The sequence below is a fragment of the Pseudomonas sp. LBUM1679 genome (assembly GCF_059695565.1).
The window spans coordinates 285353-308210 of the sequence record NZ_CP166774.1; the positions used below are offsets into that span (position 1 = coordinate 285353).

A 22858-nucleotide genomic window follows, 5' to 3' on the forward strand; every position below is an offset into this window, starting at 1 on the left:
CCCTTCTGCGGGACTGGCCTGCGCGATTGCTTTAGCGCCTTACACGCCGTTCTTGACGGCGTTGATCAGGTCCTGGCTCAGCACCTGCGCAGGCGCCACTTGCACGCTTTGGGTGTAGAACGGCGGCATGTTCTGGGCCAGTGTCGACAAGGCCTGTGCGGTGGTGGCGCCCGGTAGCAGCACGTATTGCAGGTTGGACGGATAGCTCTGCGGCACGGGGCCTTCCATGGTCGAGCCGTAGGCACCGAAGGTCATCACGGCCTGCGGTGTGGTGGGGTCGGGGGCGTAGAGGAAGACGAAGGTGCCGTACTTGGGGTGTGTCAGGTATTGCTCGGCCTGGGCGCGAACGGCCGGGTCGGGGTCGTTCATCAGGGTCCAGCGCATGACCGCGTAGCTGCGGGTGGTTTCCATGAAGGCGGTGCGAATCGGGGATTGGTTCTCGACGCCTGCCAGGCACACCAGCAGGTTGCCGAACGGGTCGATGAGGGCGACCGAGTTGAAGACCGTGCCTTGCTGCGCGGTCTTCAGCAGCGGCGGCGCGAGTTCTGCGCCGGGGTCGCGGGGGTTGGTCGATTGGACGGTCAGGGCGAACGGGCTGAGTGCGGTCAGTGCCTGGCGCACTTTGCTGTTGGCCGCAAGGTTTGCCGGGTTTTGCAGTTGGTCCGGCGGCAGGCCGCTGTTGTTGCTGGCCTCGCGCACGGTGTTGACGCTGGCGGAGAAGATGGAGCTGGTGAGGAAGTAGGCCGCCGAATCGATGGTCTCGCCACCGAACACCGGACTGTTCGAGCCCTGATAGGCGCGGCTGACCGGCGCTGCAATCGCGTAATAGCCCCAGGTGTCTTGCGCCTGTTGGCGGATCTGCGGCGGTAGCGAAGGGAAGTTGAATTGGCTGTTGTAGTTGATACCGGCGTAGTCATCGATTGCGCTGACGGCGACGTTGAAGCCTGCGGTCAATAGCGAACCGGCACACATGGCGCACGGGTCCAGCGTGGTGACGACGGTCAGTTGGCTGGGTGGCGGCAGGTTCAGCGGCGCGACGTTTTCGTAGTACCAGTCCACCAGCTGTCGTTCACCGTGGGCGGTCGGGTCATGGGGCAGGAAGTACGAGGTGCCACTGCCGGGAAAGGGCATTAGCACGTTGTTATGCAGCGCGGCGATGACTTCGCCGGTGGCGTTGTTGATGATCGCGCCGCCCACGGCGAAGGTTTGCTGCAGCGCAGCCTCGATGGCCTGGTTGGCGACGGTGTCGACGGCTTCCTGTGCACTGTTCAATGTGCTCATGATTTTCCCAGCTCCTTGCTGATTGAGCGTCAGACAATTCTGGCGCTTGGCAAAGATAGTTGAGGATTTGCGGGGGGGTTATGTTCATTTGGCGTAGCGCTTATGCACAACGGGATCTTTCCCACACCTGCTTAGAGGCAAAATTGCGGATCCGTTCTCATGTGCTCGCAAATGCCTGTTTTTCCGGTTTTTTTACAGGTGTACGAAATTTGAACAGTTGTGTTTCAGCGCCGAAACAGCTGGATATATTGGATCCAGGAAAATTTAATCAACAGAGTTATCCACAGGCTGAGGCGTTTTAGCGACGCTCGGCCAGGAGCAGGAAATTACGTGGCGTGAGCGGCGTTTCACAGAAGGTGCCGAGGTGAACGGTGTAATTCTGCTCGGAGAGGAAAAGCGACCGGTCGAGGTTCAGCCACAGCTCCAATGGGCGTCGGAAAAGTCCGCGCAGCAGCTCCAGGTTGCGCACTTCGGCCAGCCGCTGCCATCCGGCCGCTTCCAGGGCTGACCAGTCCTGCGCAGCGCTTGTGGATAAGTCTTTAAGCGCGGCCAAATGATGGCAGTAATCGGCGAAGGATTTATCCAGCCAGGCACTGGGCAGGGAAGGGGTGGGCAGGTATTCGTCACTGCCGCGCAGTTGCCGTTGCAGCAGGTCGAAGCCCAGGCGCCGGGCCATGGAGGTGTCGCGCTGGCGTCGGACGCGGGCGCCGGCGGTGACGGTTTCGCTCATCGGGAGCGAGAGATCATCGAGGGACAGCTGCAAGTCGGACCCCTTGGCCGCGAGGGAAAGCGCCTGATAGTCACTGGCACTGATCCGGTTGTAGCAGCAGGGCGCGATGGCCATCTGTTTGCAACCTGCCGTGCTGGCGAGTTGCATCAGGCGTACATGCAGATCACCGCAGGCGTGCAGCGCTACAGGCGTGTGCTCAGCCTTCAATAAGGCGGCGACACCCGGCGCGAGTACGTCTTGCTCGACATGCAGCGCATGCAATTGATGACGCTGGCTGAGGGTCTGGCCGCTGGCGACCAGTGCCCGGTCATATTCCAGGCAAGTGAGCTGCTGACCGGTTCGCAGCAAGCGTCGCCCCAAATGGCCTTTGCCCGAACACCAATCCAGCCAATGGTTGGGCACAGAAGTAAACGCCAGCCGACTGGCGAACGCTTCAATCTGCTGCCATTTGCGCCCTGGCACATCGACATTCAAGCGATGCCCGGGCGCTTCAAGCGCGTGCGCCGGCAATTCACCCACTGCGCTTAACTCAAGCGACAGCGCCGCCAGTGAAGCATAAGGCTGCGGCGCATCCAGCAAGCAAGGGTGGTTATGGCTGTTTTCCGCCTGTTCCAGCGACCGCGCCCGCAACCAAAGCGCCAACTCCGGGTAGGACGTTTCCCAGGGAAGTTGCAGATGGGTGAACGGTCGCGGCTTCCACAGCGCCTGATGCTCGAACAGAAAAGCATCCAGCGCGGCGAAACGGGCGAGCAAGTCCTCGCCCGTCAGCACGCGACCCTCAGCGCCCCTGGCAGGCATCGACGCGCAGCCAGCGCTCCAGCAGCTTGAAGCCGCGAACCAGCACGTAAGCCATCAGCAGGTAGAACATGCCCGCGGCGAAGAAGATCTCCACCGGCAGGTAGGTCCGGGCGATGATGGTGCGGGCCATGCCGGTGAGTTCCAGTAGGGTCACGGTGCTCGCCAGCGCGCTGGCCTTGAGCATCAGGATCACTTCGTTGCTGTAGGCCGGCAGGCCGATGCGCGCGGCTCGGGGCAGGATGATGTAGAACAGCGCCTTGGGCCGGGACATGCCCAGCGCCCGCGCCGCTTCGATCTCACCCGGGGGAATCGCCTGGATTGCACCGCGCAGGATCTCGGCGATGTAGGCCGCCGTGTGCAGGGTCATGGTCGCGGTGGCGCACCAGAACGGATCGCGCAGGTACGGCCACATCGAGCTGTTACGAATCGCGTCGAACTGTGCCAGGCCGTAATAGACCAGGAACAGCTGAACCAGCAGCGGCGTGCCACGGAAAAAGAAGATGTAGCCGTAGGGCAATGCCCGCACGTACCAGAGGCGCGACGAGCGGGCGATGCCCAACGGGATCGCCAGGAGCAACCCGGCGATTACGGCAATGGCCACCAGTTCCAGGGTCAGTGTCGCGCCCTGGGCCAGTTTCGGCAGCCATTTGATGATGACTTCCCAGTTCATTGGGTGCTCCTCGCGAAGCCGCGAGCGGCGCGTCGTTCCATAAAGTACATACCGGTCATGGCCAGAACGGTCAGGCCCAGGTACATGAAGGCGGCCACCATATAGAAGGTGAACGGTTGCTTGGACACGGTCACGCCGATTTGCGCGTGACGCATGATTTCTTCCAGGCCGATCACCGACACCAGCGCGGTGTCCTTCATCAGGATCATGAACAGGTTGCCCAGGCCCGGCAGGGCGATGCGCCACATCTGTGGCATGATCAACCGGGTGAAGATGCGAAATTTCGACAGGCCCAACGCTACGCCAGCTTCACGATGCCCCTTTGGGATCGCCAGGATCGCGCCACGAAACACTTCCGTGGCGTAGGCGCCGAAGCACAGGCCCAGCGCAATCACGCCAGCGGCGAACGCATTGAGTTCGAGGTCGGGGTTGCCGAAGAACTCGCCCAGGGCGCGCATCAGGTTGACCGTGCCGAAGTAGATCAACAGCACCCAGAGCAATTCCGGGATGCCGCGCACCAGGGTCGAATAAGTGCCGCCAAGCCATTGCAATGGTTTGTACGGCGAAGTTTTGGCCAGGGCGCCGAGCAGACCGAGCACCAGCCCCACGCACAAGGCCGAGAGTGCCAGTTTCACAGTCATCAGCGCGCCAGCGGCGAGCGCCGGGCCGAATCCGTAGAGATCGATAGTCATGGATGTCTTTTCAAGTCGCGGCAGGCAATGCCAGGGACGGGCGCCGTCAGCGAACGACGCCCGTCAGGCCAGTCAGAATCAATAGATGCTGAACGGGAAGTACTTGTCGTTGATCTTCTTGTAGGTGCCGTCAGCGACGATTTCTTTCAGTGCGGTATTCAGCTTGTCGCGAATCGCGTCGCCTTTACGTACTGCGATACCGATCTTGTCGCTTTCTTCCACCGGGTCGCCCTTGAATTCGTAAGCGCGGCCGGCGTCGCTTTTCAGCCATTCGTAGTTGACGTACTTGTCGGCCAGGATGCCGTCCAGGCGACCGGAAGTCAGGTCGAGGTAGGCGTTTTCCTGGGTGTCGTAGAGTTTGACTTCAACGCCTTCCATGTTGTCTTCCAGCCAGGTACCGGCGAGGGTCGCACGTTGGGCGCCGATCACTTTGCCTTGCAGGGAGTCCTTGTCGGTTTTGAAGTCGACGTTTTTCGGCGCGATGAATTGCAGCTTGTTGGAGTAGTACGGGTCGGTGAAGTCCACGGCTTGCTTGCGCTCGTCGGTGATCGACATCGAGGAGATCAGGAAGTCGAACTTCTTGGCGTTCAGGGCCGGAATGATGCCGTCCCAGTCGGACGTGACCACGGTGCATTCGACTTTCATCTTGGCGCACAGGGCGTCACCGATTTCCTTGTCGAAGCCGACGACATTGCCACTGGCATCTTTGTTGTTGAACGGCGGGTAGGCCGCTTCGATGCCCATCTTCAAGGTCTCGGCGGCGGCACCGGCGCTGAAGGCCAGGGTGACGGCAGCAGCCAGGAAGATTTTCTTGTAGTTCTGCATGCGGGTAGCTCCGTTAGCGGTTGCTGGACATGAATTGTTTGCAGCGCGCCGAAAGCGGGTTTTCGAACACCTGCTGTGGCGATCCTTGCTCTTCTACCAGGCCTTGGTGGAGGAACACCACTTCGCTGGAAACCTGACGGGCGAACCCCATTTCATGGGTGACCAGCAACATGGTGCGGCCTTCTTCGGCCAATGCACGGATGACATTAAGTACTTCCTGGACCATTTCCGGGTCAAGGGCAGAGGTGGGTTCGTCGAACAGAATCACCTTGGGCTGCATCGCCAGAGTGCGGGCGATAGCGGCGCGTTGCTGTTGACCGCCGGAAAGTTGCGACGGGTAGGCGTGGCGCTTGTCGGCGATGCCGACCTTGGCCAGCAGGGCTTCGGCGACTTCGATGGCCTCGGCCTTGCTCTGACCGAGCACGCGGCGCGGGGCTTCGATGATGTTGTCGAGCACGCTCATGTGCGGCCACAGATTAAAGTTTTGAAACACAAAACCGATCTCGCTGCGCAGGCGGTTGATCTGCCTGCCGTCGGCAGCGACCAGTTCACCGTTCTTCGCCACTTTGAGCTTGAGTTCTTCACCGGCCACCAGGATCTGGCCCTGGTGCGGGTTTTCCAGCAGGTTGATGCAGCGAAGGAACGTGGACTTGCCGGAACCGGAGGAACCCAGGATCGAGATCACATCGCCGTCGCGGGCGGTCAGCGAGATGCCTTTGAGCACCTCAAGCGAACCGTAGCGTTTGTGCAAGTTGCGGATTTCAAGCGCGGGCGTGGCCTCAGCCATGTGCGTTTCCTCATAGTGTTTCGCTCCTGCTGTTGGTTGGCCTTCCTGGCGAGGCGGCCAAGCTAGCATAGCGTCTGAATGGCAGCCAACAGCGCTACAGGTGGTAAACGGGTGGCGTGTGGCAGGTTGTCGCATCGGTACAGCAGACTGTCGCGCTGCTATCAACCGAACAACCGTTTGAACCCTGCTTTTACTTGAAAAGCGTGGTGGGTTTCACAAAAAGGGCGCGATGTTGCCAGCTTTGGCAGGGAGGTGGAAGCGCTAACCGCCCAAACATTGCGGATCTGCACTTTTATTGTGCGTCAAGAATTTTTCAGGTGTGTTTCTGGTGCGCGATTTCGTTCTTGTAGTGAGTCGCAGGGTAACGTTCTGGCGAAGTGCCATTAATTTCAATGACTTGCGATGATTGTCAGGTCACGCTACAAGCCCCGGATTTGAGGCGCCTGTAACATTTTGGCGCAATTATTGCGTGCAGAATAAGGAACGCCCCGTTGGTTTCTTTTTACGAGAAGGAATGCCAAGCGGGATGCACGCATTCGCTTTTCCTTACAAAGGTAGTTTCAATGAGCAGTACCCCAAGCTCCAATGGCCTCGAACAGGGGCTCAAACCGCGTCATGTGACCATGCTGTCGATCGCCGGGGTTATCGGTGCCGGCCTGTTCGTCGGCTCCGGCCACGCTATCGCTGCAGCAGGTCCGGCTGTGCTGTTGGCCTATGCTGCCGCAGGTACCCTGGTGGTGCTGGTGATGCGCATGCTCGGCGAAATGGCCGTTGCCTCGCCGGACACCGGCTCCTTCTCAACCTACGCCGATCGCGCGATCGGTCACTGGGCCGGTTTTACCATCGGCTGGCTCTACTGGTGGTTCTGGGTGCTGGTCATCCCGCTGGAGGCCAACGCCGCCGCAACCATCCTGCATGCCTGGTTCCCCAACGTGGCGATCTGGGCGTTCACCCTGGTCATCACCTTGCTGCTGACGGTGACCAACCTGTTCAGCGTGAAGAACTACGGTGAATTCGAATTCTGGTTCGCCCTGGTCAAAGTCCTGGCGATCATCGGTTTCATTGTCCTCGGCGTTCTGGCGATTTTCGGCTTCCTGCCAACCAGCCAGGTCAGCGGTGTGTCCCACTTGTTCGACACCCAAGGCTTCCTGCCAAACGGCATGGGCGCTGTACTCGCTGCCATGTTGACGACCATGTTCTCGTTCATGGGCACCGAAATCGTAACCATCGCGGCTGCGGAATCGAAGAACCCGGGCCAGCAAATCTCCAAGGCCACCAATTCGGTGATCTGGCGGATTGGCTTGTTCTACCTTGTATCGATCTTCATCGTCGTGGCGCTGGTGCCCTGGAATGACCCGGTGCTGGCAGCTGTCGGTTCCTACCAGACCGTGCTTGAGCGCATGGGTATCCCGAACGCCAAGCTGATCGTCGACATCGTTGTCTTGGTTGCCGTGACCAGCTGCCTGAATTCGGCGCTCTACACCGCGTCTCGCATGCTGTTCTCCCTCGGCAAGCGCGGCGATGCACCGGCCGTGTCCACGCGCACCAATGGCAGCGGCACGCCGTATTGGGCCGTGATCCTGTCCACCGCCGCCGCCTTCCTCGCGGTATTCGCCAACTACGTGGCGCCTGCCGCGGTGTTCGAATTCCTGCTGGCCAGCTCCGGCGCCATCGCGTTGCTGGTGTACCTGGTGATTGCGGTGTCCCAGCTGCGCATGCGCCAGAAGCGCGTGATTGCCGGTGAGAAGATTGCCTTCCGGATGTGGCTGTTCCCTGGCCTGACCTATGCGGTGATCGTGTTCATCGTCGGCATCCTGACAATCATGCTGTTCCAGGAAGCCCACCGCGTGGAGATCCTGGCGACCGGTCTGCTGAGCCTGTTGGTAGTGGCTACCGGTTTGCTTGTGGCTCGCCGTCGCAAGCTGCAGAAGCTGGGTGCGGTGGTGCTGAACTGATTCGTACCCTGTGACGCAAAACGGCCGCTGTCAGTGATGACAAGCGGCCGTTTTTGTTTTTGAAGGGGGAGCGGTTACTCGCCCTTTTCTTCCTGCGCATCCAGCGACTGACGATAGGTGTCCAGCGCTTTGCCAAAGTCGCTGATGAACTGCGGATCGGTCAGCCAGGCCTGGGCCGCATCGCGATCCATGCCGTCGGCCCACATGCGGTAGTCGATCAGCATGTCGGCAGCCAGGTGGGTGGCGGCCATGGCTTCGTTGTCGGCGTTTTCCATGTCCAGCAGGTCTGGATGGTCGCTGATGATGTCGGCGAGGTTCGACAGCAAGGTCTGCAGCATGACGTCGCGGCTGGTGGCTTCCGCGTCGCGCATTTTGCTGAACATCGCCAGGGTGTATTCCGGGATCGGCTCGCCGATGTCGCCCAGGTCATCGTCCAGTGCGGCGGGTTTTCTGCCGTGGATGTTGATTTGTTTGGCTTTGATCTTGGCGCGTTTGGCGCGTTTCTGTTGCTTGTTCAGGGAGGCCATGGGAACTCAGTTCGGTTGCTGTTGGTTTTGGGCTGCGATGATGTCGGACGCGGCCACGTAATCTGCCTGGAAGGCCGGGGATTCGATCCACGCCAGGGCGCCGGCTTCGTCCACTTCGGTGGACCATTGGCGGTACTCGATCAGCGCGCCGATGATGAAGTCGGTCGCTGTTTCTTCGCCTTCCTGCTCGAGCACCAGCGCGAGCAGCGGGTGTTCAAGAAAGGCCGCGCACATGGCTTGCTGGCTGATCTTTTGCGCCTCGATCATTTCTTTGAACAGGTCGGTCAGGTCCACCGAGTCGAAGTCGATGCGATCGTCGTTCGGGTCCAGTTCGACCGGCGCGGCGGCCCGTTGGCTGCGGTTCTGTTTGGCTTTGGCCTTGGCGCGGGTGGCGCGTTTTTGCTGCTTGTTGGCGGAGGCCATGGGCGTCGTTCCGTATTTCGTTGAGTGGGCAAGCCGATCAGCTGCGCGGCAATCGCCGCCCGGGGGCATCGGGGGCCAGTTCGCCGCTTTGCAGCCAGGACAATGCAATGGGCCATAGTGTGGCTTGGTATGGGCTGCGAAAAAAGGCGAAATGTCCGACTTCTTCTTCGCCGATGTCTTCGGGAGTGATTCGCAGGTGGGTGTTCGTGCTGTTGCTGAAGTAGCCGAGCAGGCGTTCTATGGCCGGGATCGTGCCGTAAGGATCGTCGCTGATGCTGATGGCCAGGGTTTTGGCTGTCACTGAGGTGAAGGGCAGCCCGCCAGCGTTAGCGATGATCACACGACCGCTGGGGCGCGTTTCGTATTGCGCAGTGGGCATGCACCAGTCGCGAACCACGCCGGCGGGCGTGTCTTCCAGCCAGCCGAGGCGTTTTCCGGGGAAGTAGCCATAGATCATCGTTAGCAGTGGCATCACCACATGCCACTTGCCGAACATCCGCCAGCGATGAGCGGGCGCATAGTCGCGCCAGTAGGCAAATTGCGCGCCCACCGTCACCAGGCGCCGGATCAGATGCCCAGAGGCTCCCAGGCCCGCTGCACAGCCTCCAAAGCTGTGCCCGACGACATCGATGGGCTGGCCGGGGAACTCGCGCTGAGCGCGCTTGAGCATCGCCTCGAAGTCCAGAGTGCCCCAGTCGGACCATGAAGCTTGCAGGCCTTTCAGCGATGAGGGGCGCGACTCGCCGATGCCGCGGTAGTCATAGGTGATGACGTCGAAGCCGTTGGCGAACAGGTAATCGGCAAACCGTGAGTAATGCCGGCAGCGAACCGAAGTGGCGGCGTTGATGATGACGATCGGACGCGCGATGTCCAAAGAGGCGTGCCGCCAAGTGAAGCCGCCGAGGATGAACCCGTCTGCGGCGGGCTCCCTGAACGCTTCGCCAGCAGTGGCGGTGTACGGTGGCAACTTGATTCGAGAGGGCGCCAGTGGTGGCATGTCCTGCAAATTCATCGGCTTCGGACCTTTGCGGGTAGCTGCCAACGATAATCCTCGCGCAGCTTATGGACAATCCATCCGTAGGGATCCGGGTGCCTGATTCAACAGTCGCTCTTCAATTGCGGCGGCTTCGTCCATGTACCATTTGCGTGCCTTGTCACTGTCGACTCGTAGCAGTCTGCGGTAGTAGGTCCAGCTCAATTCGAGACGCAGTGCGTCTCGAATTGAAATCGATCCGACGGCAGTCCCTGCTTGAGCAGTACAGCCTGTAGTCCATTTCGCAGTGTGTTCAAGGCCGAATCATTCTAAAACCGGCCAGGCACAGGGAAATCAAAGATAGGTAACGATTGGGTTCTGCGGAATCCGGGAGTACCCATGATGAAACATGTCCATGCGTTCATTTTGCCGCTCGCTGCCGTGGGGTTGGCTACAACCTGCACATGACGTTCGCTATCGGGCCAGAAAACAAATACACCCCCGATGTGGATGTGGTCATTCACAAAGCCCAGGGGCAAGCCGTGCTGACCCTGAGTCAGGCCGGCCCGCTGGTTTACGTTCAGCTGCCGCCCGGTCACTACACCGTCGTTGCGACTCGCAATGGTGAGGAGCGGCGTGACACAGCGGATGTTGGCAGTGGTGGCGCGCGCAATCTGGTTTTTCACTGGAGTGGTGATGAATAGTCGCGTCGTAGAAACAACGGGATTTCGTTAGCTTCAAATCCGCAAACAGCTGGCTGTTTGCGGATTGCCACGCGCCAGGGTTAGCGGTTTGCCAAAGCGCGATGGATGGTTTGCTGAAGAATCACCTTGGGGAGGAGGTATCAGCGGATGCTGCGGATGTTGCCTTTGTTGCCTTTGTTGCCTTTTACGGTGACGGAAACCTTTTTGAAGAAGAAGTAGTTTTCTTCGTTCACTTCATATCGAGGGGCGACGATCAGGTCAGCGCCGGAAGATTTGACCGCTTTGTAAGCCGCTGCCGATTTGACTGCGCTGACGGGATCCAGGCCAAGGCTGCCCAAGCCACCGCTCTGGCCACCATAGCTGACGCCTTCGGCGAACTGGGAATCGCCGCCAAACTTGAGGAAGCCGAACAGGACGTTGACCGAAGACTGACCGGAGATGGTGTCACCGACAGCGATGTCCGCTTTCAGATCTGCCTTGACGGTACTGTCGATCGGCGAAGATGGCTGGCTGTTGTTGTAGCTGACGCAGCCGCTGGCTGTGGCAATGATGGTCGACAGGGCGAGGAACTTCAAAAGCGTATTCAAGAACTGTTTCCTTACTTTGAAACGTTGAATGCAGGCAAATTTGCTGCTGCATTAGTTTCACTTTGTAAGGGCGCACACTCCATGAGACACATCCTAAAGCGATGTATGAAGGCTTGGTACAGCTGGAAGGAAAAGGGCGTGGTGGATGTAGGAATATTCAGCGGAGCTAGGGTTTGCTAAATCCCGGGCATAAAAAAACCCTGAATCTTGCGATTCAGGGTTTTCGGTATTTGGTGCCCAGAGACGGAATCGAACCGCCGACACGGGGATTTTCAATCCCCTGCTCTACCGACTGAGCTATCTGGGCAACGGGGCGCATTAAACGGGTTTTTCGGGGGGTCGTCAAGCAAGTTTTCAAAAAATATTTAATTATTACCGTCGCTTACGATCCGACCCCCGAGAAAGCGGGGTTATTCAGCCGGCGGAACGTAGCCGTCAGCCTTGGCGTAATCCTCGCCGGAAAAGAACTTGTCCATCTCGCCCTGAAGATATTTGCGGTCTTCGGCGTTCATCATGTTCAGGCGCTTTTCGTTGATCAGCAGGGTCTGGTGCTTTTGCCAGTCAGCCCAGGCCTTGGCCGAGACGTGGTCAAAAATGTCCTGGCCTTTGGCGCCCGGGAATGGAGCGCGCTCCAGGGCGGGCAATTCTTCTTTGTACTTGCGGCACATGATGGTGCGGGTCATGACGACTCTCCTGCGTTCAATACGGCGGCCGCGCGTTCGAGCAAGGTTTTGACCGGGGCGGCAAGGCCCAGGCGCGGCGGGGTGGCGAGGTTATACCAGAGCCAGTCGGCCTCGGCCACGTGATGGCCGGCTTCCTGGACCTGAACCAGCCAGGGTTCGATGGCCAGCTGGAAATGGCTGAAGGTGTGGATCAGGCTCGGCAATGCCTGTTGGCTGCCCAGTTCCAGCGAGTGCTGCGATGCCAGATGTTGCAGGTCGTCGAGGTCGTCGAGTTCCGGCAGGCTCCAGAGACCGCCCCAGAGGCCCGTGGAAGGGCGCCGGTAAAGCAGGATCGCGCCTTCGCCGTTGGCGAGCATCGGCATCAGCGTGCGCTTCTGTGGAATGGCCTTGCGCGGCTTGGGGATCGGGTAGCGGGTCTCGAGGCCGAGCATATGCGCTTCGCAGCCCTTTTCCAGCGGGCAGAGCAGGCAGCTCGGCTTGCTGCGGGTGCAGAGCGTGGCGCCCAGATCCATCATCGCCTGGGTGTAGGCATTGACCCGATCATGCGGCGTAAAGCGCTCGGCGTTGGCCCACAGCTGTTTGGCGACCTTGGGCTCGCCCGGATAACCCTCTTGCGCAGTAAAGCGCGCCAGCACCCGTTTGACGTTGCCGTCGAGGATCGGCGCCCGCAGGCCCATGCTCAGGCTGGCGATGGCGCCCGCCGTGGACAGGCCGATACCCGGCAGGTCCGTCAGCTTTTCCACATCCTGCGGAAACTCGCCGCCATAGTCGGCAACGACGATCTTCGCGGTCTTCTGCAAGTTGCGCGCGCGGGTGTAGTAACCGAGGCCGGTCCACAGGTGCAGGACTTCGTCCTCCGGCGCGGCGGCCAGGGCTTCGACCGTCGGCAACGACGCCATGAAGCGGTCGAAGTAATTCAGCACAGTGCTGACCTGGGTTTGCTGCAACATGATTTCCGAGACCCACACCCGATAGGGGGTGATGCCCTGTTGCCAGGGCAGATCGTGGCGGCCGTGGCGGTCATACCAGTCCAGTACCGCTGAAGAGAACTGCTCGGCTCTCATCGCTTGAACAGCCCCTTCAGTGCGTCTTTCAATTCAGGACTGACCTTGTCGCCAAGCTTCTCATCGATTTTTTCGCTGATTTTGTCGCCGGCCATTTTGCCCGCGACCTGGCCCATGCGTTCGTTATCGAGGCGGCAAGCCTTGGCGCCCAGTTCCAGCGGGCCACGGCAACGCAGCGGCCATTCGATGCCGACGAATTTCTCGCCGACCTGGCAGGCCGGGTCCGGCATGTCGCTCTTGTCGCCTTCGACGATGATGCCCACGCGGTAATCCATGCCCAGCACCCGCAGATCGACATCGCCGTCGCCGTTGACGGTCATGCCCGGGATGCGCACTTTTAGGTCCGGGTTACTGGCCACGCCATTACGGAAGGTCAGGTTGCCCTTGAGCTCCTGGAACGGCGTGTCCTTGCCCCTTGGCTCGCCGCTGAGGGTTTTGCGGTTCAGGGTGGCGATGCCTTTGCACAGTTGCTGTTCGAGATTGGCATTGAGCAACACGCCGTTGTTGATGACGAAGCTGGCGTTGCCGTTGAGGCTGTCGACCAGCGCGCTCTGGCTGTTGCCGCTGCCGGTCAGGTTGCTGTTGAGCGTGACCAGACCTTTGACCGGCGGATTTTTACCCTGGCTTTCGAGGATTTTTTCCACCGGGACCCGGCTGATGCGCGTCTGCATGTTCAGCGCCGGCACCGGCTGGCGCACGTCAAGGGTGCCCTTGGCTTCAAAGTTGCCGTCGTACAGGTCGCCGCGCAGGTTCTCCAGCGTCAGCAGGCCGCCCACGCCGGTGGCCTTGAGTGCAGCGTTGTGGATCGGCAGCTTGTCGAGGGTCAGTTGACCGAAGGTCAGGTCGGCGTCCACATCGAGTTTGCTCAGGCGTTCCACCGGCAGTAGCCGCGCAGTGCTCCACGGGCCTTTGGTCGGTGATGGTGGCAGTGGGGTGCTGCCCGCACCGGCCATGGCATTGGCCTCGGTGTTGGCGACTTCGGCCTCGCGTACCTGTTTTGCGCTGTTGGCTTCGGCGGATTTTGGCGGCAAGTAACGATCAACGTTGAAGGTGTCAGCCTTGAGGTTCGCCCGCAGCGATTGTTTGGCGAAGTCTTCGACGGCGATACGACCGCTGAAGGTGCTGTCGTCGACCTTCAGGTTGATGTCGTCGAACGACACGCTGGTCGGTGTACCGGAAAGACGGCTGGCCAGTTCGACTTTGCTCAGGCTGCCTTCAGCCATGGCCGGGAGTTTCTGGCCGATGCTGTCGACGAATTTCGCCAGGTCGAACTGGGCAATCGACAGGCCGCCGCTGATTTGCGGGGTCTTGTCGAGGTCGTTGACCTTCAGTTCACCCAAAGCGCGCAGTTGGTTGGCAGACAGCTTGATGCCGGTCCATTCGGCGACGTTAGCTGCTTTATCCAGCAACAACTGGCCCTGGGCGGCGAAGGTGATGGTTTTGCCTTGCAAAGGATCGCCGGCGATTTCACCGGAAAGTTTCATGTCTTCGAATTTGTAGCGTTGCAGCGCACGCTCGAAGCGCAGTTCGCCATTGAGCTCGGTACGGACTCGCAGAACCGGTTGGTTGGTGCCGAGAAACGCGGTGAGCTTGATCGGAATATTGGTCGAGTCGTGGACCGGCCCGGTGCTGAGCTGGATGCTTTCGGCGCTGAACAGCTTGCCGGTTTTTTCGTCGCTGTATTCAACGCGGGCGTTGTTGACGGTCAGGCTGTCGATGTCCAGGCGGATCGGCTGGGCCGGTTTTTCCGCTTGGGCGGTAGTCTGCGGTGCTGCAGCTTCGCTGGTGGCGGGCGGTGTGGCCGGGGTGGCAGGCGCCGGGACCTTGCCGATGTCTTCCCAGTTGCCGTGGCCGTCCTTGTCGCGATTCAGACGCAGGTTCAAGCCTTCGACACGCACGTCGCTCATCTGCACTTCACGGCGCAGCAGCGGCAGCACGCGAACCGAGAGGCCCAGCATCTGCAAGTCAGCGAACGGCTCGGTGGGCTTGGCCAGGGTCGCGACACTGGCTTCGTGCAATTCCAGGCCCAGCCAGGGAAACAGGCTCCAGCCGATATCGCCCGTGAGCGTCAGCTCGATGTGGGCCTTGTCGCGGGCAATCTGGCGAATCTCGTCTTTATAGTCGTTGGGATCGAAGAGGTGGGTCAGGGCAAAGCCCAGCGCCACAATGATCAGCAACAGCCCGAGAAGTACCAGACCCAGGATTTTGCCGAACGCTTTCATGGGCGAGTCCTTGTAGTTAGTCGAATTCGAAATTTAGCCGGGGAGTATAGCGCTCCGAAGCGGATGATCGGTCAGCGATCATGTAGGCAGTAGATCCAGCGGCTGGGTGGGTTCGCCAGCAAGCCGGCTCCTACATGTCATTACAGGTATAGCTACGGGGCTGTTGAATTCAGTCCGTCAGTGATATCACCTCTCGTGTTTCTGTTTCCGGCCCGCGCCCCTATAATGGTTGCCTTTTTCGCCCAATGATTTTGCGGAGCTGGTGATGGCCGAACGTAAGGCGTCAGTCGAGCGCGACACTCTGGAAACCCAGATCAAAGCCTCGATCAACCTGGATGGCACCGGAAAGGCCCGATTTGATATCGGTGTTCCTTTTCTTGAGCACATGCTGGACCAGATCGCCCGTCACGGGCTGATCGACCTGGATATTGTCAGCAAGGGCGACCTGCATATCGACGACCACCACACCGTGGAGGATGTCGGTATCACTCTGGGTCAGGCCTTTGCCAAAGCCATCGGCGACAAGAAAGGCATCCGTCGCTACGGCCACGCCTACGTGCCGCTCGATGAAGCGTTGTCGCGCGTGGTGATCGACTTCTCCGGCCGTCCTGGCCTGCAGATGCACGTTCCCTATACCCGCGCGACCGTCGGCGGTTTCGATGTTGACCTGTTCCAGGAATTCTTCCAGGGCTTCGTCAACCACGCCAACGTCAGCCTGCACATCGACAATCTGCGTGGGCACAACACCCACCACCAGATCGAAACCGTGTTCAAGGCTTTCGGCCGCGCCCTGCGCATGGCGGTAGAGCTGGATGACCGCATGGCCGGTCAGATGCCGTCGACCAAAGGCGTTCTGTAATGCAGACGGTCGCGGTTATCGATTACGGCATGGGCAACCTGCACTCGGTGGCCAAGGCCCTCGAGCACGTCGGTGCCGGCAAGGTCCTGATCACCAGCGATGCAGACGTGATTCGCGAAGCCGACCGGGTGGTATTCCCCGGCGTCGGCGCGATTCGCGACTGCATGGCGGAGATCCGTCGCCTGGGCTTCGATTCGCTGGTGCGTGAAGTCAGCCAGGACCGTCCGTTCCTCGGCATCTGCGTCGGCATGCAAGCCTTGCTCGACAGCAGTGAAGAGAACGACGGCGTCGACTGCATCGGCCTGTTTCCAGGCCAGGTGAAGTTCTTCGGCAAGGATTTGCACGAAGACGGCGAGCACTTGAAAGTGCCGCACATGGGCTGGAACGAAGTGAAACAGACGGTCTCGCACCCGCTGTGGCACAACATTCCCGACCTGGCGCGATTCTACTTCGTACACAGCTACTACATCGCCGCCGATAACCCTCGGCAAGTGGTGGGTGGCGGTCACTACGGCGTCGATTTTGCCGCTGCGCTGGCCGACGGCTCGCGTTTCGCCGTGCAGTTCCACCCGGAAAAGAGCCATACCCATGGCCTGCAATTGCTGCAGAACTTCGCCGCGTGGGATGGTCGCTGGTAAATGGCCGCCAAGAAGAAGCCACCGATCCTGACCCTCACTCCTGAACAGGAGAACGAGGCCAACCAGAAGATCAAACGCTTCATGGAGGATCGCTTCGAGCTCGACCTGGGTTCGTTCGAAGCGGCCGAAATCCTTGAGCTGTTTACCCGTGAAATTGCGCCGCACTATTACAACAGGGCGATTTTCGATGTGCAGACGCACCTTAAAGAGAGGTTCGAAAGCATCGAAAGCGACCTGTGGGCGCTCGAGAAAAACTGATTTTCGAGCGAAGCTGAACAATCGAATTTGAAGGTTTGCCAGATGCTGATTATTCCCGCTATCGATCTCAAAGACGGTGCCTGTGTTCGTCTGCGCCAGGGCCGCATGGAAGATTCCACAGTGTTCTCCGATGACCCGGTGAGCATGGCTGCCAAGTGGGTGGAGGGCGGTTGCCGCCGTCTGCATCTGGTCGACCTGAACGGTGCCTTCGAAGGCCAGCCGGTCAACGGCGAAGTGGTTACCGCCATTGCCAAGCGCTACCCGAACCTGCCGATCCAGATCGGCGGCGGTATCCGCTCCCTGGAAACCATCGAGCACTACGTCAAAGCGGGCGTGAGCTACGTGATCATCGGCACCAAAGCCGTGAAAGATCCGGCCTTCGTTGCCGAAGCCTGCCGCGCGTTCCCGGGCAAGGTGATTGTCGGCCTCGACGCCAAGGACGGTTTTGTCGCCACCGACGGCTGGGCTGAAATCAGCACGATTCAGGTGATCGACCTGGCCAAGCAGTTCGAAGCCGACGGCGTGTCCGCGATCGTTTATACCGACATTGCCAAAGACGGCATGATGCAAGGTTGCAATGTACCGTTCACCGCTGCGCTGGCCGCCGCGACGAAGATTCCGGTCATCGCTTCCGGCGGTATCCACAATCTGGGTGACATCAAGTCGCTGCTCGACGCCAGGGCACCAGGCATCATCGGCGCCATCACAGGCCGCGCGATTTATGAGGGCACGCTGGATGTGGCTGAAGCTCAGGCTTTCTGTGATAGCTACGCGGCCAGCTCCAAGCCATAAGCTGCAAGCTGCAAGCTGCAAGTTAGAAGCGCGACCGTGATCCGCTCTTTCTTGCAGCTTGTAGCTTGAAGCTTGCAACTCTTAATCGGAGATTAAGCTCATGGCGTTAGCCAAGCGCATCATCCCTTGCCTGGACGTGGAAAACGGCCGGGTGGTCAAGGGCGTCAAGTTCGAGAACATCCGCGATGCCGGCGATCCGGTGGAAATCGCCCGTCGCTACGACGAGCAGGGTGCCGACGAGATTACCTTTCTCGACATCACCGCCAGCGTCGACGGTCGCGACACCACGCTGCACACCGTCGAGCGCATGGCCAGCCAGGTGTTCATCCCGCTGACCGTGGGGGGTGGCGTGCGCACCGTGCAGGACATTCGCAATCTGCTGAATGCCGGCGCGGACAAGGTCTCGATCAATACCGCGGCGGTATTCAATCCGGAATTCGTTGGCGAAGCGGCGCAGCATTTCGGTTCGCAGTGCATTGTCGTCGCCATCGACGCCAAGAAGGTCTCCGGCCCGGGCGAAACCCCGCGCTGGGAAATCTTCACCCATGGCGGCCGCAAACCTACCGGTCTCGACGCGGTGGAGTGGGCGAAAAAAATGGAAGGCCTGGGCGCCGGTGAAATCCTGCTGACCAGCATGGACCAGGACGGCATGAAAAACGGCTTCGACCTGGGCGTCACCCGTGCCATCAGCGATGCGCTGGGCATTCCGGTCATCGCTTCCGGCGGCGTCGGTAACCTGCAGCATTTGGCCGACGGCATTCTCGAAGGCCACGCGAGTGCGGTGTTGGCGGCGAGTATTTTCCACTTTGGCGAATACACGGTGCAGGAAGCCAAGGCCTACATGGCCCATCGCGGCATCGTCATGCGCTAAAACAAATCGAAGCAGGCCAGTGGACAGCATGGCGGGCTCAAGGCACTCTTGAGCACGCCATGGATTTCGGTAGCCAGACATGCTTAGACGCCTTCTCCTCGCCCTCGCCAGCACTTCTGTGTTGCTCCTCAACGGGGCTCATGCGGTAGAAAGTCTCGACACCGATATGGTGCTGCTGACGGAAAATTTCCCGCCCTACAACATGGCAAAGAACGGCAAGAATTTCGCTCAGGACGAGAACATCAATGGCATCGCCGTGGACATCGTCCGCGAGATGTTCAAGCGCGCCGACATCACCTACAGCCTGACGCTACGTTTCCCCTGGGAGCGGATCTACAAGATCGCCCTCGAGAAACCCGGTTATGGCGTGTTCGTCATGGCACGGTTGCCGGACCGCGAGAAACTCTTCAAGTGGGTCGGCCCGATCGGCCCTGATGACTGGATCATGCTGGCCAGGGCTGACAGCAGGATCACCCTCGAGACGCTGGATCAGGCACGCAAATACAAGATTGGCGCCTACAAGGGTGATGCGATCGCCGTATCGCTGGCCAAGCTAGGGTTGAGGCCGATTGTCGTGCTGCGGGATCAGGACAATGCGAAGAAACTCACCAGCGGCCAGATTGACCTGTGGGCCACAGGCGACCCGGCCGGGCGGTATCTGGCGCGCCAGGAAGGCGTGAGCGGGCTCAAGACGGTGTTGCGTTTCAACAGTGCCGAGTTGTACCTGGCATTGAACAGGAATGTGCCGGACGAGGTGGTGGCCAGGCTTCAGGCCGCGCTGGATCAACTGCGCAAGGAAGGCGTGGTGGATGACATTATGGCGCGGTATCTCTAAGGCTATCAGCGAAACCTGACCCGACTCAAAACACTGTGGGAGCAGCCGGTCGACGCTCGATTGCTCGCGATAGCGGTCTAGCAGTCAACATATGAGTCGACTGTTATGGCCTCATCGCGAGCAATCGAGCGTCGACCGGCTGCTCCCACATTGGTTTTGTGGTGGAGCAAATTAGCGGTACACGCCATCCTTGCCATGTGCAGCGGTAGCGCGGTTGCCACGCACGCTGATCATCTGCTCGATATCGATCCAGTCAACTCCCTGGGCCTTGAGCTTGGGCAATTCACGCTCCAGCACCGCCAATGTCTGCGGGTAAGGATGCCCGATCATCACGGCCGAGCCCTGCTTGCGCGCCAGGCTGATGGCTGTCTGCAGCTGTGTGAAGATCGCCGCTTCCGTGGGCTCGTCATCCAGAAACACATCCCGCGAAACGCTCGCCAATGCAATCTTCTGCGCTTGGGCCGCCGCGACGGTCTGGGCGCTGGTGCGGCTGTCGACGAAAAACTTGTGCCGACGCTGCAAGTCAGCCATCAACCAGGCCATGGCAGCCGGTTGAGCGGTCATGCGGCTGCCCATGTGATTGTTGATGCCGGCGGTATGGGGCACCACCTTGAACGCCGCATTCAGGCGCTTCTCGAGTTCTTCGATCGGCAGCTCGGGATGCCAGGCGAATGGTCCGGTGGCTGGGGCCATGGGCATGTGCAGAATGACGATCTTGCCGGCGCGATGGGCTTCGCGAGCGAACTCGGTGGCGTGGGGTGTATCGGGCATGATCGCTGCGGTGACCGGGCCGGGCAGGGCCAGCACGCGGCGATCCTGGGGCAGGTTTTGCCCCAGGTCATCGATGATCAGGCTTAAATAGGCCTTTTGAGGCGGCGTCGCGACGGGCGTTGCGTGAGCAGCACCCGCCAGGCAGCACATCAGTGCGAGGATGAACCGCAAGCGCATCTCAGCGGCCAGAGGTGATGCTCAGCCCTTTGAGCAGGCTCAAGGCCTGGGCCAACTGATAATCGTCATCCTGCGGCATCGCCTTGGCTTTGCCGCTGGAGCCGGTAGGCTTGTCGGCGCCGCCGTTGCCATTGCCCAAGTGGCCTTGCAGGTCGGCTTCCTTGAAGTACTCGCCGTCCTGCTCGTTGGTGATCTTGGCCCTGCGCACTTCGATGTCCGGCACGATGCCCTGCGCCTGGATCGAGCGGCCGTTCGGCGTGTAGTACAGCGCCGTGGTGATTTTCAGTGCGCGCTCGTTATTGAGCGGCAGCACGGTCTGGACCGAGCCTTTGCCGAAACTGGTGGTGCCCATCACTACCGCACGCTTTTGATCCTGCAAGGCGCCGGCGACGATCTCCGAAGCCGAAGCGCTGCCGCCGTTGATCAATGCGACCATGGGCACGGCTTCGCTTTCGTCTTTGCCGGTGGCGGAGAAGCGCAGTTCGGAGTTGGCGATACGGCCCTTGGTGTAAACGATCAAGCCCTTGGTGATGAAGTGGTCGACCACTTCCACCGCCGCTTGCAGCACGCCGCCGGGGTTGTTGCGCAGGTCGAGGATGATGCCGTTGAGCTTCTTGCCATTGTCCTTGCGCAGCTTGGCCAGGGCCTTGGAAACCTCTTCGCCGGTCTTGACCTGGAACTGGGTGATGCGGATGTAGCCGTAGCCGGACTCCAGCAGCTGGCTCTTCACGCTCTTCACTTGAATGATGGCGCGAGCCAGGGTCACGTCGAACGGCGTGCCGCCGTCGCGCACCAGGGTCAGGGTGATCTTCTGGCCGATCTTGCCACGCATTTTGTCCACGGCTTCGGTCATGCTCTGGCCGCGGGTCGGTTGGCCGTTGATCTTGACGATGAAGTCGCCGGCCTGAATGCCAGCCTTGGACGCCGGGGTGTCATCGATCGGCGAGACCACCTTGATGAAACCGTCTTCGGCGCCGACTTCGATGCCCAGGCCGCCGAATTCGCCGCTGGTGCTTTCCTGCAGTTCAGCGAAGTCTTCCGGGCCCAGGTAGGCGGAATGCGGGTCGAGGTTGCTGAGCATGCCTTTGATGGCGTTTTCCAGCAGGGTTTTGTCGTCCACCGGTTCGACATAGGCCGCCTTGATCCGGTCCATGACCTCGGCGAAGGTGCGCAACTCTTCCAAAGGCAATGGCGCCTTGGTGGTCGCAGCAGTGCCCGCAGGTGCAACCGCCGGAGCAGGTTGAGCGGCGAACGCCAGAGGCGCGCCGATCACCAGGGCGATCGTCAGGGCTAGCGAGGTAAGGCGGGGCAAATGCAGCATGTCGAACGAACTCCTAATGTAGGTGATTCAGCGCCTATCCTTGCGCGCGGCACCATTGCGCGGGATCACTTGGGTGACCCTGCTGACGAATAGCGAAATACAGCGCTGGTGTGTCCTGACCGCCACTGTTGCCGACGGTGGAAATGGACTCGCCGGCTTTTACCACGTCACCTGCAGACTTGAGCAGCGTCTGGTTGTGACCATAAAGACTCAAGAAACCGTTGCCGTGGTCGAGAATCACCAGCAGCCCGGCGCCACGCAGCCAGTCGGCGAACACCACGCGACCGCCATGCACGGCGTGTACCTGGCTGCCGGCGGAGGCGCTGATCATCACGCCGTCCCACTTGGTGCGGGCGTCGTCGCCACGGGATTCGCCAAAGCGTGCAAGCAGTCGACCATCAACAGGCCAGGGAAGTTTTCCCCGGCTTGAAGCAAAAGGGCCACCAAAGGTTTCGCCTGAACTGGAAACCAGTGCGCCGGGGGTCGGTCTGACAGGTTTGCGTGGGGCGTCAGTGGCATCTGCTTGTGCCTGAGCCTCACGTAAACGCTTTTTTTCGGCTTCCTGCTGGGCGATCAGCGCTTTTTGCCGCGCTTCCTCTGCCTCGCGAGCCTGGCGGGCCAGGGTTTCCTCGATGGTTTTAAGGACTTTAGACAGGTCCGCCTGCTCTTGCTCGCGGGCGGCCAGTTTCTGATCGCGCGCCTTTACGTCGGTGTTGAGCTTGGCCAGTACTTGCTGGCGCTCCTCGCGGACTTTGTCGAGTTCGTCGCGCTGGCTGTCGAGGCTGCTTTTCTGCACGAGCAGTTGCGCCTGCTGCATGGCGATGTCTTTTTCGACATTGGCCAGTTGGCGCAAGGTTTCGTTGAAATTCTTCAGCTGCTCCAGGCGAGCCTGGCTCAGGTAGTCGTAATAGGTGAGGGTGCGGGCGAATTTTTCCGGGTTCTGCTGGTTCAGCAGCAGCTTCAGGTACTCCTGGCGGCCGTTCTGATAGGCCGCACGGGCCTGAATGGCGATCAGTCGTTGCTGTTCAATGCGCGCGCTCTGGAGTTTTTTTTTCTCTGCATCGAGTCGCTGCAACTCGGATTCGCTTTTCTGCAGCTCTTTTTGCAGGGCCTCGACCTGCTTCTCGAGCTTGCCCATCTCGGTCTCGGTGCCCTTGAGATCTTTCTGTACCCCGGACTTTTCTTCCTGCAATTTGCCCAGCAGTTTTTTCAGCTCGGCAATGTCCTGACGCGTGGCGTCCAACTGTTGTTGGGTTTGCGCGCGCTCGTCAGCAAAGGCCGGTTGGAGCAGGCAAGTCAGGGCAAGGGCTATCAGGACGCGAAGCATAGAGGCGGGTGATACCAGGGAAAGGGACGCCCTAGTATGCCCGCCAAGCGCTGCAAAAAAAACGCCCAATTGGGGCTGTGTGATGACT

At 60.1% G+C, this 22858-nt stretch carries 23 protein-coding genes, 1 tRNA gene and 2 pseudogenes; 8 read left to right on the forward strand and 18 right to left on the reverse strand.

Features of this window, described 5'->3' with window-relative positions; translation table 11 throughout:
- Positions 1 to 39: 39 nt before the first annotated feature.
- The 6 genes from ACA062_RS01340 to ACA062_RS01365 all read right to left on the reverse strand — a co-directional run bounded on the left by ACA062_RS01340 (position 40) and on the right by ACA062_RS01365 (position 5783).
- Positions 40 to 1281, reverse strand: coding sequence for a nucleoside deaminase (locus tag ACA062_RS01340; RefSeq protein ID WP_497454898.1), 1242 nt, complete (start codon positions 1279 to 1281; stop codon positions 40 to 42).
- A gap of 298 nt (positions 1282 to 1579) precedes the next feature.
- Positions 1580 to 2809, reverse strand: coding sequence for a methyltransferase (locus ACA062_RS01345; RefSeq protein ID WP_497454899.1), 1230 nt, complete (start codon positions 2807 to 2809; stop codon positions 1580 to 1582).
- On the reverse strand, positions 2790 to 3479 hold the full coding sequence (locus tag ACA062_RS01350) for an ABC transporter permease (protein WP_497454900.1): 690 nt from the start codon (positions 3477 to 3479) through the stop codon (positions 2790 to 2792). Before ACA062_RS01350 ends, ACA062_RS01345 begins: the two co-directional genes overlap by 20 nt.
- Positions 3476 to 4171 (reverse strand): ABC transporter permease, encoded by a 696-nt coding sequence (locus ACA062_RS01355; protein ID WP_497454901.1) that lies wholly within the window; start codon positions 4169 to 4171, stop codon positions 3476 to 3478. Before ACA062_RS01355 ends, ACA062_RS01350 begins: the two co-directional genes overlap by 4 nt.
- A gap of 78 nt (positions 4172 to 4249) precedes the next feature.
- Positions 4250 to 4996 carry an ABC transporter substrate-binding protein gene (locus ACA062_RS01360; RefSeq protein ID WP_497454902.1) on the reverse strand — a complete coding sequence of 249 codons (747 nt, stop codon included), beginning with the start codon at positions 4994 to 4996 and terminating at the stop codon, positions 4250 to 4252.
- 13 nt (positions 4997 to 5009) lie between these two features.
- Positions 5010 to 5783 (reverse strand): ABC transporter ATP-binding protein, encoded by a 774-nt coding sequence (locus ACA062_RS01365; protein ID WP_497454903.1) that lies wholly within the window; start codon positions 5781 to 5783, stop codon positions 5010 to 5012.
- A gap of 563 nt (positions 5784 to 6346) precedes the next feature.
- On the opposite strand from ACA062_RS01365, the gene gabP reads away from it, so the two are divergent.
- Positions 6347 to 7738, forward strand: a complete 1392-nt coding sequence (gabP, locus tag ACA062_RS01370; protein WP_338921430.1) for a GABA permease — start codon at positions 6347 to 6349, stop codon at positions 7736 to 7738.
- Between the two features lie 74 nt (positions 7739 to 7812).
- On the opposite strand, the gene ACA062_RS01375 is transcribed toward gabP, so the two are convergent.
- The 4 genes and pseudogenes from ACA062_RS01375 to ACA062_RS01390 all read right to left on the reverse strand — a co-directional run.
- Entirely contained in the window at positions 7813 to 8265 is a 453-nt protein-coding gene (locus ACA062_RS01375; RefSeq protein WP_497454904.1) for a hypothetical protein, read from the reverse strand.
- A gap of 6 nt (positions 8266 to 8271) precedes the next feature.
- Positions 8272 to 8688 (reverse strand): hypothetical protein, encoded by a 417-nt coding sequence (locus ACA062_RS01380; RefSeq protein ID WP_497454905.1) that lies wholly within the window; start codon positions 8686 to 8688, stop codon positions 8272 to 8274.
- A 37-nt stretch (positions 8689 to 8725) separates the two neighbouring features.
- Positions 8726 to 9700: an alpha/beta hydrolase family protein gene (locus ACA062_RS01385; protein ID WP_497454906.1), complete on the reverse strand. Its 975-nt coding sequence runs from the start codon at positions 9698 to 9700 to the stop codon at positions 8726 to 8728.
- Between the two features lie 108 nt (positions 9701 to 9808).
- A pseudogene (locus ACA062_RS01390) lies at positions 9809 to 9910 on the reverse strand (DUF1016 N-terminal domain-containing protein); the annotation flags it as partial.
- Positions 9911 to 10110: 200 nt separating this feature from the next.
- Here ACA062_RS01390 and ACA062_RS01395 point away from each other — a divergent pair.
- Positions 10111 to 10365: pseudogene (locus ACA062_RS01395) on the forward strand (carboxypeptidase regulatory-like domain-containing protein); the annotation flags it as partial.
- 140 nt (positions 10366 to 10505) lie between these two features.
- On the opposite strand, the gene ACA062_RS01400 reads toward ACA062_RS01395, so the two are convergent.
- The 5 genes from ACA062_RS01400 to ACA062_RS01420 form a co-directional block, all read right to left on the reverse strand.
- Positions 10506 to 10952 (reverse strand): hypothetical protein, encoded by a 447-nt coding sequence (locus tag ACA062_RS01400; RefSeq protein ID WP_497454907.1) that lies wholly within the window; start codon positions 10950 to 10952, stop codon positions 10506 to 10508.
- 231 nt (positions 10953 to 11183) lie between these two features.
- A tRNA-Phe gene (locus ACA062_RS01405) sits at positions 11184 to 11259 on the reverse strand.
- A 103-nt stretch (positions 11260 to 11362) separates the two neighbouring features.
- On the reverse strand, positions 11363 to 11635 hold the full coding sequence (locus ACA062_RS01410) for an oxidative damage protection protein (protein ID WP_064675437.1): 273 nt from the start codon (positions 11633 to 11635) through the stop codon (positions 11363 to 11365).
- Positions 11632 to 12699: an A/G-specific adenine glycosylase gene (gene mutY, locus ACA062_RS01415; RefSeq protein ID WP_497454908.1), complete on the reverse strand. Its 1068-nt coding sequence runs from the start codon at positions 12697 to 12699 to the stop codon at positions 11632 to 11634. The genes ACA062_RS01410 and mutY overlap by 4 nt, the downstream gene beginning before the upstream one ends.
- Positions 12696 to 14921, reverse strand: a complete 2226-nt coding sequence (locus tag ACA062_RS01420) for an AsmA family protein (RefSeq protein WP_497454909.1) — start codon at positions 14919 to 14921, stop codon at positions 12696 to 12698. Before ACA062_RS01420 ends, mutY begins: the two co-directional genes overlap by 4 nt.
- Before the next feature lie 265 nt (positions 14922 to 15186).
- Between ACA062_RS01420 and hisB the strand changes: the two genes are divergently transcribed.
- The 6 genes from hisB to ACA062_RS01450 all read left to right on the forward strand — a co-directional run bounded on the left by hisB (position 15187) and on the right by ACA062_RS01450 (position 19174).
- Positions 15187 to 15780, forward strand: a complete 594-nt coding sequence (gene hisB / locus ACA062_RS01425; RefSeq protein WP_497454910.1) for an imidazoleglycerol-phosphate dehydratase HisB — start codon at positions 15187 to 15189, stop codon at positions 15778 to 15780.
- Positions 15780 to 16418: an imidazole glycerol phosphate synthase subunit HisH gene (hisH, locus tag ACA062_RS01430; RefSeq protein ID WP_497454911.1), complete on the forward strand. Its 639-nt coding sequence runs from the start codon at positions 15780 to 15782 to the stop codon at positions 16416 to 16418. Before hisB ends, hisH begins: the two co-directional genes overlap by 1 nt.
- The gene (locus tag ACA062_RS01435; RefSeq protein ID WP_157711279.1) at positions 16419 to 16676 is read left to right on the forward strand and encodes a DUF2164 domain-containing protein; all 258 of its coding nucleotides are present in this window, start codon (positions 16419 to 16421) and stop codon (positions 16674 to 16676) included. It begins immediately after the preceding gene.
- A gap of 42 nt (positions 16677 to 16718) precedes the next feature.
- Positions 16719 to 17468, forward strand: coding sequence for a 1-(5-phosphoribosyl)-5-[(5-phosphoribosylamino)methylideneamino]imidazole-4-carboxamide isomerase (gene hisA, locus ACA062_RS01440; protein ID WP_497454912.1), 750 nt, complete (start codon positions 16719 to 16721; stop codon positions 17466 to 17468).
- 100 nt (positions 17469 to 17568) lie between these two features.
- Entirely contained in the window at positions 17569 to 18339 is a 771-nt protein-coding gene (gene hisF, locus ACA062_RS01445; RefSeq protein WP_497454913.1) for an imidazole glycerol phosphate synthase subunit HisF, read from the forward strand.
- Positions 18340 to 18418: 79 nt separating this feature from the next.
- Positions 18419 to 19174 (forward strand): substrate-binding periplasmic protein, encoded by a 756-nt coding sequence (locus ACA062_RS01450; protein WP_497454914.1) that lies wholly within the window; start codon positions 18419 to 18421, stop codon positions 19172 to 19174.
- A gap of 171 nt (positions 19175 to 19345) precedes the next feature.
- On the opposite strand, the gene ACA062_RS01455 is transcribed toward ACA062_RS01450, so the two are convergent.
- Genes ACA062_RS01455 through ACA062_RS01465 form a run of 3 tightly spaced genes read right to left on the reverse strand, consistent with a single transcriptional unit; the run spans position 19346 to position 22770 of the window.
- The gene (locus ACA062_RS01455) at positions 19346 to 20122 is read right to left on the reverse strand and encodes a divergent polysaccharide deacetylase family protein (protein WP_497454915.1); all 777 of its coding nucleotides are present in this window, start codon (positions 20120 to 20122) and stop codon (positions 19346 to 19348) included.
- 1 nt (position 20123) lies between these two features.
- The gene (locus ACA062_RS01460; protein WP_497454916.1) at positions 20124 to 21443 is read right to left on the reverse strand and encodes a S41 family peptidase; all 1320 of its coding nucleotides are present in this window, start codon (positions 21441 to 21443) and stop codon (positions 20124 to 20126) included.
- Between the two features lie 34 nt (positions 21444 to 21477).
- Positions 21478 to 22770 carry a murein hydrolase activator EnvC family protein gene (locus ACA062_RS01465; protein WP_497454917.1) on the reverse strand — a complete coding sequence of 431 codons (1293 nt, stop codon included), beginning with the start codon at positions 22768 to 22770 and terminating at the stop codon, positions 21478 to 21480.
- Between the last annotated feature and the right edge of the window lie 88 nt (positions 22771 to 22858).